General features: G+C 66.5%; 10 protein-coding genes. 6 read left to right on the forward strand and 4 right to left on the reverse strand.

Annotated elements, in window-relative coordinates; genetic code table 11:
- Positions 1 to 165: 165 nt before the first annotated feature.
- Positions 166 to 1,455, reverse strand: a complete 1,290-nt coding sequence (locus W5W_RS0102680) for an ATP-binding protein (RefSeq protein ID WP_017194237.1) — start codon at positions 1,453 to 1,455, stop codon at positions 166 to 168.
- A gap of 192 nt (positions 1,456 to 1,647) precedes the next feature.
- Positions 1,648 to 5,121: a PPi-type phosphoenolpyruvate carboxykinase family protein gene (locus tag W5W_RS0102685; RefSeq protein WP_017194238.1), complete on the reverse strand. Its 3,474-nt coding sequence runs from the start codon at positions 5,119 to 5,121 to the stop codon at positions 1,648 to 1,650.
- Positions 5,122 to 5,735: 614 nt separating this feature from the next.
- Here W5W_RS0102685 and W5W_RS0102690 point away from each other — a divergent pair.
- From W5W_RS0102690 to rplI, 5 genes are all read left to right on the forward strand, one after another.
- Positions 5,736 to 8,129, forward strand: a complete 2,394-nt coding sequence (locus W5W_RS0102690) for a transglycosylase domain-containing protein (RefSeq protein WP_017194239.1) — start codon at positions 5,736 to 5,738, stop codon at positions 8,127 to 8,129.
- 191 nt (positions 8,130 to 8,320) lie between these two features.
- Positions 8,321 to 8,608, forward strand: a complete 288-nt coding sequence (gene rpsF / locus W5W_RS0102695; RefSeq protein ID WP_017194240.1) for a 30S ribosomal protein S6 — start codon at positions 8,321 to 8,323, stop codon at positions 8,606 to 8,608.
- A gap of 25 nt (positions 8,609 to 8,633) precedes the next feature.
- Positions 8,634 to 9,212, forward strand: coding sequence for a single-stranded DNA-binding protein (locus W5W_RS0102700; protein ID WP_017194241.1), 579 nt, complete (start codon positions 8,634 to 8,636; stop codon positions 9,210 to 9,212).
- A 150-nt stretch (positions 9,213 to 9,362) separates the two neighbouring features.
- Positions 9,363 to 9,599 (forward strand): 30S ribosomal protein S18, encoded by a 237-nt coding sequence (rpsR, locus tag W5W_RS0102705; RefSeq protein WP_008730795.1) that lies wholly within the window; start codon positions 9,363 to 9,365, stop codon positions 9,597 to 9,599.
- A gap of 15 nt (positions 9,600 to 9,614) precedes the next feature.
- Positions 9,615 to 10,070: a 50S ribosomal protein L9 gene (gene rplI / locus W5W_RS0102710; RefSeq protein ID WP_008730740.1), complete on the forward strand. Its 456-nt coding sequence runs from the start codon at positions 9,615 to 9,617 to the stop codon at positions 10,068 to 10,070.
- Positions 10,071 to 10,200: 130 nt separating this feature from the next.
- Here rplI and W5W_RS0102715 read toward each other — a convergent pair whose 3' ends face one another.
- Both W5W_RS0102715 and W5W_RS0102720 read right to left on the reverse strand, forming a co-directional pair.
- Positions 10,201 to 12,495, reverse strand: a complete 2,295-nt coding sequence (locus tag W5W_RS0102715; RefSeq protein WP_154650224.1) for a tetratricopeptide repeat protein — start codon at positions 12,493 to 12,495, stop codon at positions 10,201 to 10,203.
- A gap of 315 nt (positions 12,496 to 12,810) precedes the next feature.
- Positions 12,811 to 14,352, reverse strand: a complete 1,542-nt coding sequence (locus W5W_RS0102720; RefSeq protein ID WP_017194243.1) for an MATE family efflux transporter — start codon at positions 14,350 to 14,352, stop codon at positions 12,811 to 12,813.
- Between the two features lie 633 nt (positions 14,353 to 14,985).
- Here W5W_RS0102720 and dnaB point away from each other — a divergent pair.
- Positions 14,986 to 16,449, forward strand: a complete 1,464-nt coding sequence (gene dnaB / locus W5W_RS0102725; protein ID WP_008730753.1) for a replicative DNA helicase — start codon at positions 14,986 to 14,988, stop codon at positions 16,447 to 16,449.
- The last annotated feature ends 15 nt before the right edge of the window (positions 16,450 to 16,464 follow it).

Below are 16,464 nucleotides of genomic sequence, written 5' to 3' on the forward strand. Positions count from 1 at the left end.
TCGAGGTCGATCGAGGCGGACGAGGCAGACGAGATTGACATTTTCGAACGAAGACGACGGTGTCACCGTCGATCTCGTTCGAAAATGTCGACCTCGACGCCGGAGGCCTCATGGAGCCGGCGCGAAGTCAGCCCTGAGCCGGTCCAGGACTAGCGCGAAGTCATGTCATGGGGCGAGGCACCCCAGCGGGACCACCAGTACGCCGTCCTGTCTGCGGTATGCAGTTGCAGTGCCCGTGAGCACCATGAGGAACTCGGGTTCGCCCAGCGACGTGGTGTCCACTCTGTCGGCAAGACGAAGCAGGTTGGCGGCGGCCTCGTCGATCTGACCACTTCCCAACTTGACCTCGATGGGCGCCCACCGGCCGTCGTCCAGCGAGATGACGGCATCGGCCTCAAGGCCCTGCCGATCGCGGTAGTGGTAGAGCCTTCCGCCCAGACCTCCGGTGTAGATGCGCAGATCGCGTACGCACAGGGACTCGAAGAGGAGGCCGAAGGTCTCCGGATCCAGGAGCAGTCGTTCTGGGGTGAGCCGCAGTATGGCCGCTGCGATGGAGGGATCGGTGAAGTGGCGCGTGGGACTCGTGCGGATGGCGGTGCGCGACCGCAATGACGGGCTCCAGGCAGGAAGGTCCTCTATGACGAATGCGCGTGAGAGCAGGTCGAGGTAGGGCCGAAGCGCGTTGACTGAGAGTGTCTGCCCATCCTCCTGCATATCCGCTCGCAGGGTTGCTCCTGTGGCTTGGGTGGCGATGTTGCGCGCGTAGGAGCGAAGAAGTGCTCGCATGCGCATGCTGGAACGGTTCACTGAGTCGACGCGTGAAAGATCGGAATCGATGAGGCCATTGACGTAGTTCCGCGCATATTGGATGGCGTCGGCGGGATCGGTCTCGAGTATGGCCTCAGGCCATCCGCCTCGGCAGATCGACTGGGCGAGGGCGTCGACCGTCAGGTTCGAGAGCGCAGCGATATCCGAGTCGCCGTCGAACAGGGCGTTGAGTGAGACGGCCCGGTTGGACTCCAGTGACTCGGTGAGCGACATCGTCCTCATGACGAGGCGCGTGATACGGCCGACCCCTGAGTGGGCGGGCTCGACAGCAGGTGTGGAGGACCCGGTCAGGATGAACTGACCGCGAGCATGACGCCTGTCGATGGCGAAGCGAACCGCGTCCCAGAGCTGGGGGGCCATCTGCCATTCGTCTATGAGGCGCGGGGTTGTTCCCTCGAGAAGCGCTGACGGCTTGAGATCGGCGAGCCTGAGGTAGGCGGTGCTCTGGTCCGGGTCCTGAAGGTAGATGATGCTGGACGCCGCCCGCGACCCCGTCGCGGTTTTACCGCACCACTTGGGCCCTTGGATCAGAACTGCTCCAGATGTGCGCAGGGCATCGGTGAGCTGACCGTCTGCGATACGGGGCAGGTACTCATTCAGATACTCGTTGCGGTGGTGGGTGCTCATGCCTGTTCTTACCTCAGTGGATGCCCCGAGAGTACCCGCAGTGTGAAGGTTGGCGCGATTCTAGTGTGAAGATTGACGGGTTTTCAGTGTGACAGTTGACGCGGTTTCAGTGTGAAGGTTGACGAGCCGGTGCGGCCCCTGAACGTCATGTCGTCATGGGGCCGCACCGGCTCCTCGGGGCCTCAGGCCACCTCAGGCCAGGGAGGGCTGGAGGCCGAGCGTGCCGATCAGGTGCGTGCGGTAGGCCGGCGAGGTGACCTCGTTGAGCCAGGCGCGCGCCGCGGCCAGGCGCCCCTCGATGTCGAGGCGCACGGCGACCTCCTCGTTGTTCTCCGCCGTGTAGAAGCGGGTGAGGTCCTCAATGGCCTGGTGGGCCTGGCGGGTGTCGCGCTCGACCTTGGCGTCGACGCGCGCCGCGTACCAGTCGGAGGCAAGGATGTTCTCGCGCTCGAACAGGGCGCGGAACTCCGGGCTCGACAGGGTCCACCCCTGCTCGGAGCGCCCGGAGTGCATGATCTCCAGCAGCGCTTTGAGCGGCGGCACGGCCCACTGGATGGAGCCGTCATCGATGTAGCGCTTGGCCACGACCTGATGGGTCTCGACGATGACCTCCACGGAGTCGGCGAAGACCGCCGGATCCTGCAGCTCGGGCCGCAGCATCTCCTCGGTGAACACGACATCGGGGTGCAGGAAGATGCGCCCGAAGTACGCCGTCGCGAAGGCGGCGTTCATGCGGTAGCCCAGGCGCGAGGCCTCAATGCGGCGCCCCTCGTAGTCGAAGTCCTCGAGGCGCTCCAGGTAACCGGCCTCAATGAGGGTGCGGGCGTCGCGCTCCTGCGGGGTCATGCGCGAGAAGATCTCGGGCACGAGCAGGGAGATGTCGTGCGCGACCTTGACCTTGGGGCCGATGTAGCCGGCCGAGCTCAGCCAGCCGTCGTAGCTCCCCAGGGCGTAGGACAGCAGCGCGGCGTTGAGGTCGTAGATGGGCGGCAGCGCGTTGAAGGGCGACTTGGTCAGCGCCCCCTCGCTGCCTGCGCCCGTCGTCGAGGGCGACTTGCCGGTCATGGAGGAGATGAACTCCATGAACAGCTCGGGCAGCTCCATGTAGTGCAGGGGGTTGTAGGCGCACAGCGCCGGTACCCCCGGCTCGGGCGGGTTGTTGCGGCGTCCGGCGGCGACGACGTCGACGCTGTGGCGCACCGGCTCGGCCAGCGGCGTGTCCCGGTACAGGTGGGAGGACAGGTTGGCCAGTGCGACCTCCTCCGGATGGGCGGTGTCCGGGCGCACCTGCAGGTAGCGCGGGTTCTTGGTGGGAGCCCCGTTCACCAGGCGCGGGTCGGCCGTCGAGGTCCAGTAGGTCTCCTCGCGCGGATCGGTCGCCTCGGGGATCGCGGCCGCGCGCCGCACGAGCTCCTGCATGGGCTCGGTGAAGCGGGACAGGCCGGGCGCGTCGGCGACCATGGCCCGGGCGTCGGCGGGGGTGAGCGGCTGGAAGTTGGAGATGAACAGGCCCGTGGCCGACATGTCCTTCTCGGTCTGCTTGTCGTAGCCGCGCACGATGGCGTCGTCGGGACGCTGGAAGAGCAGGGACTCGCAGTTGGCCACGAACTTGCGCGAGACGCTCGAGCCCGCCGTGGACGGCAGGCCGCCGGGCGCGACGATCGAGGCGGTGATGTCGTCCTCGGTCTGGACCTTGGCGGCCGGGGAGAAGTCGGGGCGCAGGGACAGTAGGCGCCAGGCGCCGTCGTCCTCGAAGCCCACGCGCAGCATGTTGACCTTGATGACCTCCCCGTCCAGTCGCAGGGAGTTGCCCTTGCGGCCGTTGATGATGCCCACGGAGAAGTGGCTGCGCCAGTCCTTGCCCCAGCTGGGCTGGTAGAAGCGCTTGACGGTGAAGATGAGCTCCTTGATGTGGGCCGGGATCGACTCCAGGAAGGCGTTGTACTCATCGGTGTACATGCTCGACGGCGTCAGCAGCTTGATGACGCTCCCCAGCGAGCGGCGCTCGGAGAGGATCGAGCGGTGGTTGTCGCTCTTGTTGGCCGGGTCCACGAAGCGGTCGGCGTAGTTACCGTCCAGGATCTTCTGGACGGTGTCGAAGTCCTCCTCGACGTCGCCCACGTAGGCCTCGCCGAAGACGAAGGCGTCCAGGAGCGACTTGGAGATCTCCGACTTGCCTCCGCCGGAGACGGTGGCCGGCTTGTGGGCCTGGGTGGCCCAAGGGGCGGTGCCCACCAGGTGCCACTGGGTGGCGTCGCCCTCACGGTGCTTGGCGTGGACCCGGTAGCCGTTGGGGGTGATGTACACCCGGTCGGCCAGCAGCGGGATGGAGGACGTCCGACCGTCCGGGCGGGTCCAGGTGATCGTCTGGTCGCGCATCGAGTAGTGGGCGCCGCCGGGTACCAGCACCACGGCGGCGTCGGCGGCGTCGGCACTGCCAGCGGTGTTGGCAGTGTCGATGGCGGAGCCGTCCTCGCGCACCTCGAAGCGCCCCGGGTTGCGCTCCAGGACGTGCTCGAGGGTCAGCCCCTCGGGCGTGTGGATGTCGGTGTAGTCCTGGCCGAGGTTGTAGCGGGGGAAGGTCAGGGCGCCGCCGGCGTGCTCCTCCTCCACGCAGCCGAAGAGGTTGGCCGAGTACCCGATCTGGGTCTTGACCTCCTTCTTGCAGTAGCCGAAGTAGTTGTCGGCGATGACGGTGACGATGACGCCGCGCTCGTCGCGGGCCACCAGCTTGAAGGCCTTGCCGTCGTTGTAGAGCTCGCCCTCGTCCTTCCAGCACATGCCGTCGCGGCGCTGGCGCTCGGTGGCGTCCTCCCAGGCGGGCAGGCCGAGCTCCTTCTTGGTCAGTCGGGTCAGGTGCGGGGCCAGGATGACGCAGCCGGTGTGCCCGGTCCAGGACTCCGGAGCCAGGGAGGCGTCGTTCTCCGGCAGGTAGGGGTCCCCGCCGTTGCCGAAGATGCCCTCGACGAAGTCCAGGTTGGAGACCAGCCCGCCGGGCGCGATGAAGCGGATCTCCATGGAGCGCTCGGCGGAGAAGCCGGGCACCTCGGGAACGACGACGGGCCGCAGCAGCAGGGAGACGAAGCAGCGCGCCGGCGCCTCCTGGTTGGAGGCCCACGGCAGGGTCAGCAGGTCCTCGGGGGCGTCGACGGCGGCCGCGAGGATGCGGGCGAAGACATCGCGGGGCACGGCCTTCTTGTCGTCCGGGATGGGCAGGCCGCCCTCGGCGACGTGGAAGACGCCCGCAGTGGTGCGGCGGTCATTGCGCGGATTGTGGAGGACGCCGGAGAGCACCTTGTAGCTCTCGACGTAGTCGGAGGTGAAACTGGTGGCGTCCACCGGCAGGGAGAGCGTGCGGGCCAGCCCCGGCTGATCCAGGACGAAGGTCTCCCCGGGCAGCTTCGGCTGGGCGGCCGCGCCGTCGAGATAGGAGTCCAGGAAGGTCTGGATGCGCCGATCCGCGGCGCACGGGCGGTTGGCCAGGCGGCGGGTCAGCTCGCGCTGACGGGCGAGGATCGGCGCCACGAGGCGATCGGTCTCGCGGTCGAAATCGGAGCGGGCGGCGTGATCCGGGACGGGCGCGCCGAGCAGCTCCAGGCGCAGCGCGATTGCTGAGTTCTCTGAGTTCGCTGAGTCGTTGGTGGTGGCGGCAGGGGAGGAATTCATAGCACCGACCCTAGCGACGGTATGCGACACATGCTGTTCTCATTCCTCAGCAGCGGCCCTCAGCGGAGGGTCTTGAGTGCCTTGAAAGCCCTTGAAGTCCCTTGAAAGTCCTTGAAGGCCTTGCTGAAGGCCCTAGTGAAGACCTTGCGAGAGCCCTTGATAGCCCTTGAGGGCCCTTGAGAGCGCTGCCGGCGGCTCGCAGTGGCTCGTGGGCTCGTGGTGGCTCACAGTGACGTGCTGTACACCACGGAAAGGTGGCGGGTCTCGTTGGTCACTGATTGGTCACCGATCGGTGGCCGATCAGGCGCCCGGCGGGCGGCGCGCCGGCGAGACGTCGAGGGCCCGACGGCGCTGCCGAGCCGGTTGTCGCAGGCCCCGGGTTGATGCGGAATCGCGCTGTTCGAGGCCCTCGCCGTCCATCGAGGAGGCCGGTCGGACGGTCGTCCATCGGCGGTCCGACCGGCCGCCCCATGAGCGGGGCGAGGATGCGGGTCATGGGCAGCGCTCGGGCGTCGTGCAGGTTCTTCCTGCTGTTCATGTCCGGCCGAAGCCGCCATACTTGACGACAGTCCGTGACGGCACGTGGCCGTCGTCCGCACAGAAATGAGGACCGCGTGGCAGACTCCGCTAACAAGGGCAAGCGACCGAAGGGCATGAAGCTGGCGCAGGCCGCCGGCCGCTACAGCGACCCGGCAAGCGCTCAGCCGGTTGCGGCTGTGTCCGGCGGCAGGACGGCCGGCGGGAAGGCGGGCGGACGGCCGGCGGGCAAGCCGGGCGACTCGCGGCGCCGTCGCTGGATCAACTACCCGCGCGCGGGCAAGGGGCCGATCCGTCGGTGGATGCCCGGATGGCGTTTCGTGCTGGGGAGCTTCCTTCTCCTCATCATCACCGCGGTGGGAGCCTTCGCCGTGGCCTATTCGATGGTCAAGGTCCCCGAGCCCAGTGAATTCGCCCTGGCTCAGACGACCACGGTCTACTACAACGACGGCACCACCAAGATGGGCGAGTTCGCCGATGTGGACCGCACCATTGTGGACACGAGCACGTTGCCCGACTACGTGGGCAATGCCGTTGTCGCCAGTGAGGACCGTACGTTCTACAGCAATAACGGCGTCGATCCCAAGGGCATTGTCCGCGCCTTCGTGAACAATATGCGCGGCGGCGACCGCCAGGGGGCCTCCACCCTCACGCAGCAGTACGTCAAGAACTACTACGTGGATACGACCTCCTCATATTCCGGCAAGTTCAAGCAGGCCATCATGGCCATCAAGATCGACCGGGAGATGAATAAGAAGAAGATCCTGGGCTCTTATCTCAATACGGTTTATTTCGGCCGCGGGGCCTACGGCGTCGACGCCGCCTCCAACGCGTTCTTCGGACACCCGGCCTCCGAGATGACCGTCTCCGAGGCGGCGCTGGTGGCCGGCATCCTGCCCGCGCCGAGCTCCTGGGATCCTGCCATCAGCCCTGATCAGGCCAAGGAGAGATGGCAGCGCGTGCTCGGCTACATGCTCGAGGACGGCTACATCACCCAGGATCAGTACGACTCCGCCACCTACCCCGAGACCATCGTCTCGGAGAACACCGAGACCTATGCGGGGCCCACGGGCTATCTCCTCCAGATGGTGCGCGCCGAGCTTCAGCAGGAGGGCGAGTTCACCGACCAGCAGATCGACACCGGCGGCCTGAACATCGTCACCACGATCAAGAAGGAGGATCAGGACGCCGCCGTCGATGCCGTCAACAATCTTCCTGAGGGGCACTCGGACAGACTGCGCACGGGGCTGGTGTCGATCGATGCCACGAATGGGGGAATTCTCGCCCTGTACGGAGGCCCGGACTATCTGACCGACCAGGTCAACTCCTCGACTCAGGCCGTCGCCCAGGCGGGGAGTACCTATAAGCCCTTCGCGCTCATCGCCGGCCTGGAGGGCGGGCTGACCCTGTCCAATGGGTATGACGCCTATTCGCCGATGCAGGTGGAGGGCTCGACCTTCAATAATTTTCAGAACGCACAGTTCCCCTGGATCAACCTGATTCAGGCCACGACCGACTCGGTCAACACCGCCTATGTCCAGCTCAACCGCGATGTCGGCCCCGATGCCACCAATGAGGTCGCCAAGCGCGCCGGCTATCCGGAGGACACCGTCGGTATGGACGAGACCCTTCAGAACGTGCTCGGATCCGCTTCCCCGCACACCTTGGACATCGCCGCCTCCTATGCCACCTTCGCCTCTCAGGGCAGGCAGCGCGACGCACATATCATCTCCTCGGTGACCAATGGCGCCGGAGCGGTGTCCTATTCGCCCTCCACGGATGGGGAGAAGGCCTTCGACGAGGACGTCATGGCTGACGCCACCTACGCCATGCAGCAGGTCGTCAACTCCGGCTCGGGGAAGACCGCTCTCGCCCTGAATCGGCCCGTAGCGGCCAAGACCGGTTCGTCCAGTGACAACAAGTCCGCCCAGTTCGTCGGCTACACCCCGCAGGTCGCCACCGCGGTCACCCTCTACCAGGCCGGTGAGGACGGCACGGAGGAGTCGATCACCCCGTGGGGCGAGTACGAGGAGATCACCGGGTCAACGTATCCGGCCGATATCTTCACCGATTACATGACCACCGCCCTGAAGGATCTGCCGGTGGAGGACTTCCCCGACCGCACCCCCGGCTCCTATCAGCGGGGCTCCCTCAACGGGACGCAGATGCCCGTGGATGATGACTACAACACTCCCGAGCCCCAGCAGCCGACCGCTGCGCCCACGACCGCCCCTCAGCCCGTCGCGCCCTCGGAGGAGCCCGGTCAGCCTGAGCCCTCCTACGGCAATGGCGATCAGCCGGATCCGGGTGTGGGGCAGCCGATACAGCCGACTCAGCAGCCGCCGATCCAAACTCAGAATCCCATTCCCAATCCCAATCCTCTTCCGCCGGACAATGGGGGTAACAACCCCCCCGATCCTCCCAGGCAAGGGGAGCAACAACTGAGGAACAACAACGGACAGCAGCAATAGCTGCGGCACGCATCGTGGTGCACCGCACGCCGCCCGGACGGGTTTTCGCCTTCCGGGCGGCGCGTCGTCTCCGGTATCGTGCTGAGCCAGTCTGGCCGGCGGACATTCAACTGCCGGCTCGGCTGCACGCATCACCCTCCTGTCACGGAAATGCCGTGACCGCTTGAGTCCAGAGGAGGTGGGTACTAAGCATGCGTCATTACGAGATCATGATCATTCTCGACCCCGAGACCGACGAGCGCACCGTCGCTTCGTCGCTGGAGAAGCTGCTGCAGGTCGTCCCCAACAACGGGGGCACGGTCGACAAGATCGATATCTGGGGCAAGCGTCGTCTCGCCTACGACATCAAGAAGAAGTCCGAGGGCTTCTACGTCGTCGTCGATATGACCACCGCGCCGGAGATCGCTCAGGAGCTCGACCGTCAGCTCGGCCTCAACGAGTCCGTTCTGCGCACCAAGCTCCTGCGCCCCGAGGCCTGAGACCGGATCGGGAACGGAGGGAAGCATGGCCGGCGAGACGACCATCACCGTCATTGGAAACCTCACCGCGGACCCCGAGTTGCGGTACACCAGTAGCGGCATCCCCGTCTGCTCGTTCAGGGTGGCCTCGACGCCGCGCGTCCGCAATCGCCAGACGGGCGAGTGGTCGGACGGCGACCCGCTCTTCTTAGGATGCGAGCTGTGGCGCGAAGCCGCTGAGAATGCGGGTGAGTCCCTCAAGAAGGGCATGCGCGTCATCGTTCAGGGCAATCTGACTCAGCGCTCCTACCAGACCCAGTCCGGTGAGCAGCGCACCGTTTTCGAGCTCAAGAACTGCGAAGTCGGGCCGTCCCTGTTCCGCGCCCGTGCCCAGGTCACGCGCAATGAGCGCGGTGGTGGCGGCTACGGCGGAGGCGGCGGTTACCAGGGCGGCGCCGGCGGTTACCAGGGCGGTTCTGGCAGCGGCTACAACAATGCCGGTGGCCAGGGCGGCTACAACGGCGGCGGCCAGCAGCCCACCTACAACGCTCCGGCCGGCGGGGCCCCGGACGACCCGTGGGCCACGGGCGGGGCGACCAGCTTCGGCGACGAGCCTCCGTTCTGACTCAGGTCTGACTCAGGATCGTTCTCGGGAGCGGGGGACCGCGGCAAGGACTCCTGCTCCCCACATCGCGCAGCGCGCAGACACGCGGCGCCGCGCATCACCACACATCTCGTATGAGCGCCATGAGCGCTTGAAGCAAGGAGTACCACTATGGCGAAGCCTCAGCTTCGTAAGCCGAAGAAGAAGGTTGGCCCCGTCAAGGCCATCAAGGTCGGCGCTATTGACTACAAGGACACCGCCACGCTGCGGAAGTTCATCTCCGACCGCGGCAAGATCCGCGCTCGCCGTGTCACCGGCGTTTCCGTTCAGGACCAGCGCAAGATCGCCAAGGCCGTGAAGAACGCCCGTGAGATGGCGCTGCTGCCCTACTCGAGCTCGGCTCGCTGACGGGAGGGGGAACGCATGACCACCAAGCTCATTCTCACGCACGACGTTGCCCACCTCGGCGAGGCCGGTGAGGTCGTCGAGGTCAAGGACGGCTACGCCCGCAACTACCTCGTCCCCCGCAAGCTCGCGACGCCGTGGACCAAGGGCGCCCAGCGTCAAATCGACCAGATGGCCGAGGCCCGTCGTAAGCGGGCCATCGCCTCTCTCGACCAGGCCCAGACCGCTCGCGCCTGGCTGGCCGACAACGTCATCACGGTCACCGCTTCCGCCGGCGCCAATGGCCGCCTCTTCGGCGCCGTGACGACCGCCGTGCTCGCCGACGCAGTCAAGGAGGCCGGTGGCCCTGCCATCGACCGCCGTAAGATCGAGGTCATCCCCCCGATCAAATCGACGGGTCGCCACAGTGCCTCGGTGCGTCTGCACACCGACGTCGTCGCGCCTCTCGAGGTCAACGTCGTCGCCGCGCGCTGACTCCTGATGTCGAGCCCGGCTTTCGGCCGGCCTCGGCATGAGCGTTGCTGACGTCGCTCCTTCACCTTAGTGCGCTTTGTCGCGGCGCACGGAGGCGAAGGAGCGTCGTCAGCGTCTTACCCCTGTGGCACTAGCCGATATCAGGTCCGGGTGAGCCTTTCGGCGACTGCTCGGTGCCGTTCAAGTTGGGGTCGAGGTTCTGAGCCTGTTGGTAGGCGGTGGCTGCTTCGTCGGGGCGTCCCATTCTGTGCAGGGTGTTGCCGATGCCCTCGTTGAGGCAGTAGGCCTGCTGACGCTGGGTTCCGTTCACCTGGCGGAACAGCTCCAGAGCTTGCTGGTAGGCCGTGAGAGCTTCCTGGTAGCGCCCCAGGTCGCGCAGAGCGTCACCGGTGTTGCGCAGACAATCCGCCTGCCAGCGCCGGGTTCCGCTCACCTCTCGGTAGAGGTTCAGGGCTTGCTGGTAGGCGGTGGCTGCTTCGTCGGGGCGTCCCATTCTGTGCAGGGTGTTGCCGATGCCCTCGTTGAGGCAGTAGGCCTGCTGACGCTGGGTTCCGTTCACCTGGCGGAATAGCTCCAGGGCTTGCTGGTAGGCCGTGAGAGCTTCCTGGTAGCGCCCCAGGTCGCGCAGAGCGTCACCGGTGTTGCGCAGACAATCCGCCTGATCCTTCTGGCTCCCACCCTGGCGGAACAGCTCCAGGGCTTGCTGGTAGGCCGTGATCGCCTCCTGGTAGCGCCCCAGGTCGCGCAGAGTGATACCAGTGTTGTAGAGACAGTCGGCATGCTGGCGCTGAGCGCCTGTCGCCCGACTGTAGAGGTCCTGGGCCTGTCGATAAGCCGTCAGGGCTTCGTCGTATTGCCACATATCGGCCAGGGTGAGGCCGATTCTGTAATTCAGGATATTGGCCTGGTCCTTCTCGGTCCCGTCCTCCTGACGGAATATGGCCAGGGCTTCTCGATAGGCGGTGACCGCCTCCTGGCGGCGCCCCAGGTCGCGCAGAGTGTTACCGATGCTGCGCGCGCAGTCGGCCTGATCCTGTGTGCTGCCGTCCAGGTGCTGGTAGAGGCCCTGGGCCTGCTGAAAGGCCGTGATGGCGTCCTCATACTGCTTCGCGTCGCGCAGAACGGCGCCGGTGTTGTACAGGCAGTGGGCCTGGTCGCGTTGGGTTCCGTTGATCTGGCGGTAGAGGTTGAGCGCTTCCCGGTAGGCGGTGACGGCCTCTTGATAGCGCTTGAGGCTGCGGAGAGTGATACCGATGCGGTAGTGCAGGATGTTGGCCTGATCCTTCTCCGTGCCGGGCACGTCGCGGTAGAGCTCCAGGGCCTGTCGGTAGGCGTCTACCGCCTCCTCAGGTCGTTCTGCGTCGCGCAGAAGCATGCCGATATATCGCAGGCTATCGGCCTGGTCCCGCTGAGATCCGTCGATCTGGCGGTAGAGGTCGAGCGCTTGCCGGTAGGCGTCTATCGCCTCGTCAGCTCGTTCTGCGTTGCGCAGGGCGACGCCGGTGTTGTACAGGCAATGGGCCTGGTCGCGTTGGGTTCCGTCCAGCCGGCGGTAGAGGTCGAGCGCTTCCCGGTAAGCGCTGATCGCCTCTTCGAACTGCCCGATTCTGTTCAGGGTGAGGCCGATGCTGTAGTGCAGGGTGTCAGCCCGCTCCTGTTGGGTTCCGTCCAGCTGGTGGCAAAGATCCACGGCCTGCCGGTAGGCGTTGATCGCCTCCTCGTAGCGTTCTAAGTTGCGCAGGGCATGACCGGTCTTGAGCAGGCATTTGGCCTGCTGGTACTGGGTTCCGTCCAGCTGGCGGTAGAGGTTCAGGGCATCGTGGAAGGCCGAGCACGCCTCCTCGTACCGCTTCATCCCGTGCAGGGACAGGCCGATGCCGCGCAAGCAGTTGCCCTGCTGGTACTGGGTTCCGTCCAGCTGGCGGTAGAGGTTCAGGGCATCGTGGAAGGCCGAGCACGCCTCCTCATACCGGTCTGTATCAATCATGATGCCGCCGGTGTTGAGCAGGCAGTCGGCTTGATCTCGTTGAGTTCCGGGTACGTGGCGGTACAGCTCCACCGCCTGCCGATAGACCGTCAATGCCTCGCCGTATCGGCGCATCTCGCGCAGAGCCAGACCGGCGTTGAACAGGTTGTCAGCCTGCTGGCGCTGCGAGTCTGGCAATTGACGGTACAGTTCCAGGACCTGCCGGAATGCGGTCAGCGCCTCGTCGTACCGGCCCGCCCTGTGCAGGGCGGTGCCGGTGCTGTTCAAGCGCTCGGCCTGCATCCACATGGCGGGCGGGGTGCTGCGTTGGAAGGCCAAGGATTGATCGGCATCATTGGAGGCGGTGACCGTCTCCATCTGCTGATCCGCCTGTGCGGGGCGTTCCCCTCCGGCTATGCGATTGAGCTTATTCTCGTTCTTCTTTATGCTCGGATCCATCGGCTCCATCTTCCGTATGCTGATGGCAACTGTATATCAAGACGTTATCCGTGTTCGCGGCGGAGAATATTCTGAACTGCGCGAAATACTGCGCGAGTAGGGCAGCCGTGTCCTTGTAGATAAACGTGTCGTGCGCGGAGCGGAATATCGGACGGAGCGTTCGGCTCTGCTCGGCGGGCTGTGGGGCATTGTGAAAGCACTGTGAGGGCGCCGTGAAGGCACCGCGGCGGCACTGTGACGACACCGCTGTGACACCGTGGTGACGATGACGCGAGCTGCCGGTGGCCCCGCTCCACTCCGACCGGGTGTTGTTTCTCAGCGGCGCCAGGCGGAGCTGCGGGCTCGCAGGCCGGTTGTCAGTGCTCGCATCCCCATGAACACCCAGGCGAAGGCCGCCCACAACCATACGAGTCTCCCAGTGCCGGCGATGGCGGGTGTTGTCGAGGCGGTGAGGGCGGGCGCCCCCTTGGCCACGATGATCGCCAGGGGCAGATAGGGAACCAGGGTGAGGATTCCGGTGCGCGCCAGGTATCGCCCGTCGCCCGCGCCCATGAGAACCCCGTCGAACAGGTAGACGGCGCCTGCCAGGGGCATCGCCGAGGCGGCCACGATCAGGGCCGGTGTCGCGGCTGCGCCGACGGCGCTCTCCGAGGTGAATACGCGCGGCAGCCACGGGCTCACCGCCGCCAGGCCGACACCGATGACCGCGCCCACCGCGATGCCCCATACCAGGCATCGGTGCAGCACCGCGTCCAGCGCACCGCGCGACGCAGACCCGTGGATGCGGTGGATGCGGCGAGTACCGCGGTGATCGGAGTCGCTGCCGGTGCTCGTCCCGCTCGTGGCGTCGGACTGCTCGGCCTCGCCGTCGCCCCTGCTCTCCGCCCGTTTCGCGTCCTCCTGCCCCAGGGCGGTGCCGACCAGCGCCTGCGCCGCGATCGCCAGCGCGTCCAGCGCGAAAGCGGCGAAGTTCCATACAGAGCTGACTACTTGGTGCGCCGCCAGCGGCACCTCGCCGAGCGCCGTCGCCGACCACACCGTTGCCAGGATCGCCACTCGCAGTGACAGGGTGCGCACCAGCAGCGGCGTTCCCGCACCCAGGGATGCCCGCAGGCCGCGGCGCCCCGGGAGCAGCCCCGCACCTGCCCTGCGGGCGGCCCGGATCACGGGCGCCATGAGCGCTGCCGCCATGACGCTCTGGGAGATCGCGGTTCCCAGTCCCGATCCGGCGATCCCCATTCCGACGCCGTACAGGAGCACGGCATTGAGCCCCGCGTTGAGGATCGCTCCGGCGCTTGCCACGATGAAGGGCGTGCGGGTGTCCAGCAGTCCCCGCAGCGTGCCGGTGGCGGCGTAGACGACGAGCATTCCGGGGATTCCGGGTGCCGAGGCGCGCAGGTAGTCGCATGCCGCCTCGGCGACGTCGCCGCCGGCGCCCATGGCCGTGGCCACCCATGGTGCGCCCGCTGCGAGCACTACCGCCGCCCCCAGACCGAGGAGCGCCGCCAACCAGCAGCCGTCGATGCCGGCGCGCAGCCCGCCGTGCTGATCTCCGGCGCCGAAGAGACGGGCCGTGGTCGCCGTTGTGGCGTATGCGAGGAAGACGAACAGGCCCACGACCGTCGTCAGCACCGTTGATGCGAGCGACAGGCCGGCCAGGCTCGTGGCGCCCAGGTGGCCGACCATGGCGGAGTCGACAAGAACGAACAGGGGCTCGGCGACCAGGGCTCCGAGAGCGGGTACGGCCAGGGACAGGATCCGCCGATCGAGACTCCGCCGATCGAGAGTGGAGCTGGTCGTCCGGCCGGCTGGGTGGCCGGATCGCCGAGTGGGGCGCGGGCGGGCGGAGCGGGTCACGTTCTCTGAAGTCCTTCGAGTCTTGAACCGAGCCAGTCTCTCACGCCGGTGCGAGCCTCTCGGCCGTCCCGAGCTCCCGGGGCCGTTCTGAAGCCGTCCTGGGGCTCCCCGCCCGCCGGGTGCTCGGCTGCCGAGAGGTGCTGGGCGGGGCACCCCGGGCCGCCGAGCGCCCAGTGGTGACCCAGAGCTCACTGAGCGCACAGAATTTACGGTGGTTATGACGATTCTTCCAGGCTGAGTACAGGTTCGGTACGAGTCTCCACGCAAGCCGAAAACCTCAGGGTGAGGTAGAGGTTCATCCACAGGTTTACCCACTTGTCCACAGATTTCTCCGTGACGCTCAGAATTTGTGCTGTGAATCGTGACTCCGCGTGAAGAATCGCTCCATTGCAACGATCTGAGCGTGGTCTGTGGATGAGGGCTTCGAGCTCTGGTACGCCTGTGCACAAGCAACGCGGCGCGTCGTCCACAGCTGCGGACCAGTTGTCCACAAGGCCGTGCAGATTGTCCACATGTGGCAAGTGGATACCCGCTTGCGAGCGCTATGGAGGGCGGCTATGGTCGCGCGCGCACCCTGCCAGCACCCGGACCCGGCCATGGGTGCACGGCAGAAAGGTGCGTATGACCGACCGTATGACCGACATCGACTCCCGCCCGGGCTTCGAGTCCGGCCGGACAGCCGGATCCGACGACGTCGGCCTCGGCGGCTCGGTGCGCTACGACGGTGCCTTCGACCGCGTCCCGCCCCAGGACCTTGAGGCCGAGATGGCCACGCTGGGCGGAATGCTCCTGAGCAAGGAGGCCATCACCGACGTCATCGAGGTGCTGCGCGGTTCCGAGTTCTACAAGCCGGCCCACGAGTCGATCTACGACGCCGTCATCGAGGTCTACAACCGCTCCGAACCGGCCGATCCGCTCATCGTGGCCGACGAGCTGGCCAAGCGCGGCGAACTCGAGCGCATCGGCGGCGCGCCTTACCTGGCCTCCCTCATGGCGACTGTGCCCACGGCGGCCAACGCCGCCTACTATGCGCGCATCGTGCGCGAGAAGGCCCTCATGCGCGGGCTCGTCCAGGCGGGGACGCGCATCGCGCAGCTCGGCTACTCCACTGACGCCGGCGATATCGCCGAACTCGTCACGCTCGCCGAGGCCGAGGTCTACTCCGTGGCCCACTCCGAGGGGGAGAAGGAGGACTACGTCCCGGTCGGCGAGCTTCTCAATGAGGCCAACCTTGAGATCGAGGCCGGGCAGGCCCGTGAGAACGGCCAGATGACGGGTGTGCCGACGGGCTTCGTCGAACTCGACGAGCTGACCGGCGGCCTGCACCCCGGGCAGATGGTGATTGTCGCCGCGCGTCCCGCCATGGGCAAGTCCACCCTCGCCGTCGACTTCTGCCGTTCGGCCTCCCTGCACTCCCGGCGCGCTGACGGCTCCCTCATCCCCAGCTGCTACTTCTCCCTGGAGATGGGGCGCATGGAGCTCATGATGCGCATCCTGGCCGCCGAATCCGGGGTGGATATGAACAAGCTGCGCGGCGGGCGCCAGATGAGCGAGCGCGACTGGGAGGACGTGGCGCGCGCCTACAACCCGGTCAGCGAGGCGCCGCTGTTCATCGATGACTCCCCGAATCTCACCATGCCGGAGATACGCTCCAAGGCGCTGCGGCTCAGGCAGCAGAGCGACCTGGGCCTCATGGTCATCGACTACCTGCAGCTGATGACCTCGGGCAAGCGCGTGGAATCCCGCCAGCAGGAGGTCTCCGAGTTCTCCCGCTCCCTGAAGCTGCTGGCCAAGGAGCTCGACATCCCAGTGGTGGCCGTCGCCCAGCTCAACCGCGGCCCTGAGCAGCGCACCGGCAACAAGCCGCAGATGTCCGACCTGCGTGAGTCCGGCTCGCTGGAGCAGGACGCCGACATCATCATGCTGCTGCACCGTCCGGAGTACTACCAGCCCGAGGAGCGCGCCGGCGAGGCGGACATCATCGTCGCCAAGCACCGCAATGGTCAGACCCGCACGATCCCGGTCGCCTTCCAGGGGCACCTGTCCCGTTTCGCCAACATGGCGCGCGATGTCAGCGTCGAGCCCGCCTACGAGTAAGTACGAGCAGAGGGA

This window comes from Actinomyces massiliensis 4401292 (genome assembly GCF_000269805.1).
Taxonomy (GTDB): domain Bacteria; phylum Actinomycetota; class Actinomycetes; order Actinomycetales; family Actinomycetaceae; genus Actinomyces; species Actinomyces massiliensis.

What these genes read in the sequence shown, in the direction of transcription:
- W5W_RS0102680 (WP_017194237.1), bottom strand. Translation starts at nt 1,455, where the DNA reads ATGAGCACCCACCACCGCAACGAGTATCTGAATGAGTACCTGCCCCGT.
- W5W_RS0102685 (WP_017194238.1), bottom strand. Translation starts at nt 5,121, where the DNA reads ATGAATTCCTCCCCTGCCGCCACCACCAACGACTCAGCGAACTCAGAG.
- rpsF (WP_017194240.1), top strand. Translation starts at nt 8,321, where the DNA reads ATGCGTCATTACGAGATCATGATCATTCTCGACCCCGAGACCGACGAG.
- W5W_RS0102700 (WP_017194241.1), top strand. Translation starts at nt 8,634, where the DNA reads ATGGCCGGCGAGACGACCATCACCGTCATTGGAAACCTCACCGCGGAC.
- rpsR (WP_008730795.1), top strand. Translation starts at nt 9,363, where the DNA reads ATGGCGAAGCCTCAGCTTCGTAAGCCGAAGAAGAAGGTTGGCCCCGTC.
- rplI (WP_008730740.1), top strand. Translation starts at nt 9,615, where the DNA reads ATGACCACCAAGCTCATTCTCACGCACGACGTTGCCCACCTCGGCGAG.
- W5W_RS0102715 (WP_154650224.1), bottom strand. Translation starts at nt 12,495, where the DNA reads ATGGATCCGAGCATAAAGAAGAACGAGAATAAGCTCAATCGCATAGCC.
- dnaB (WP_008730753.1), top strand. Translation starts at nt 14,986, where the DNA reads ATGACCGACATCGACTCCCGCCCGGGCTTCGAGTCCGGCCGGACAGCC.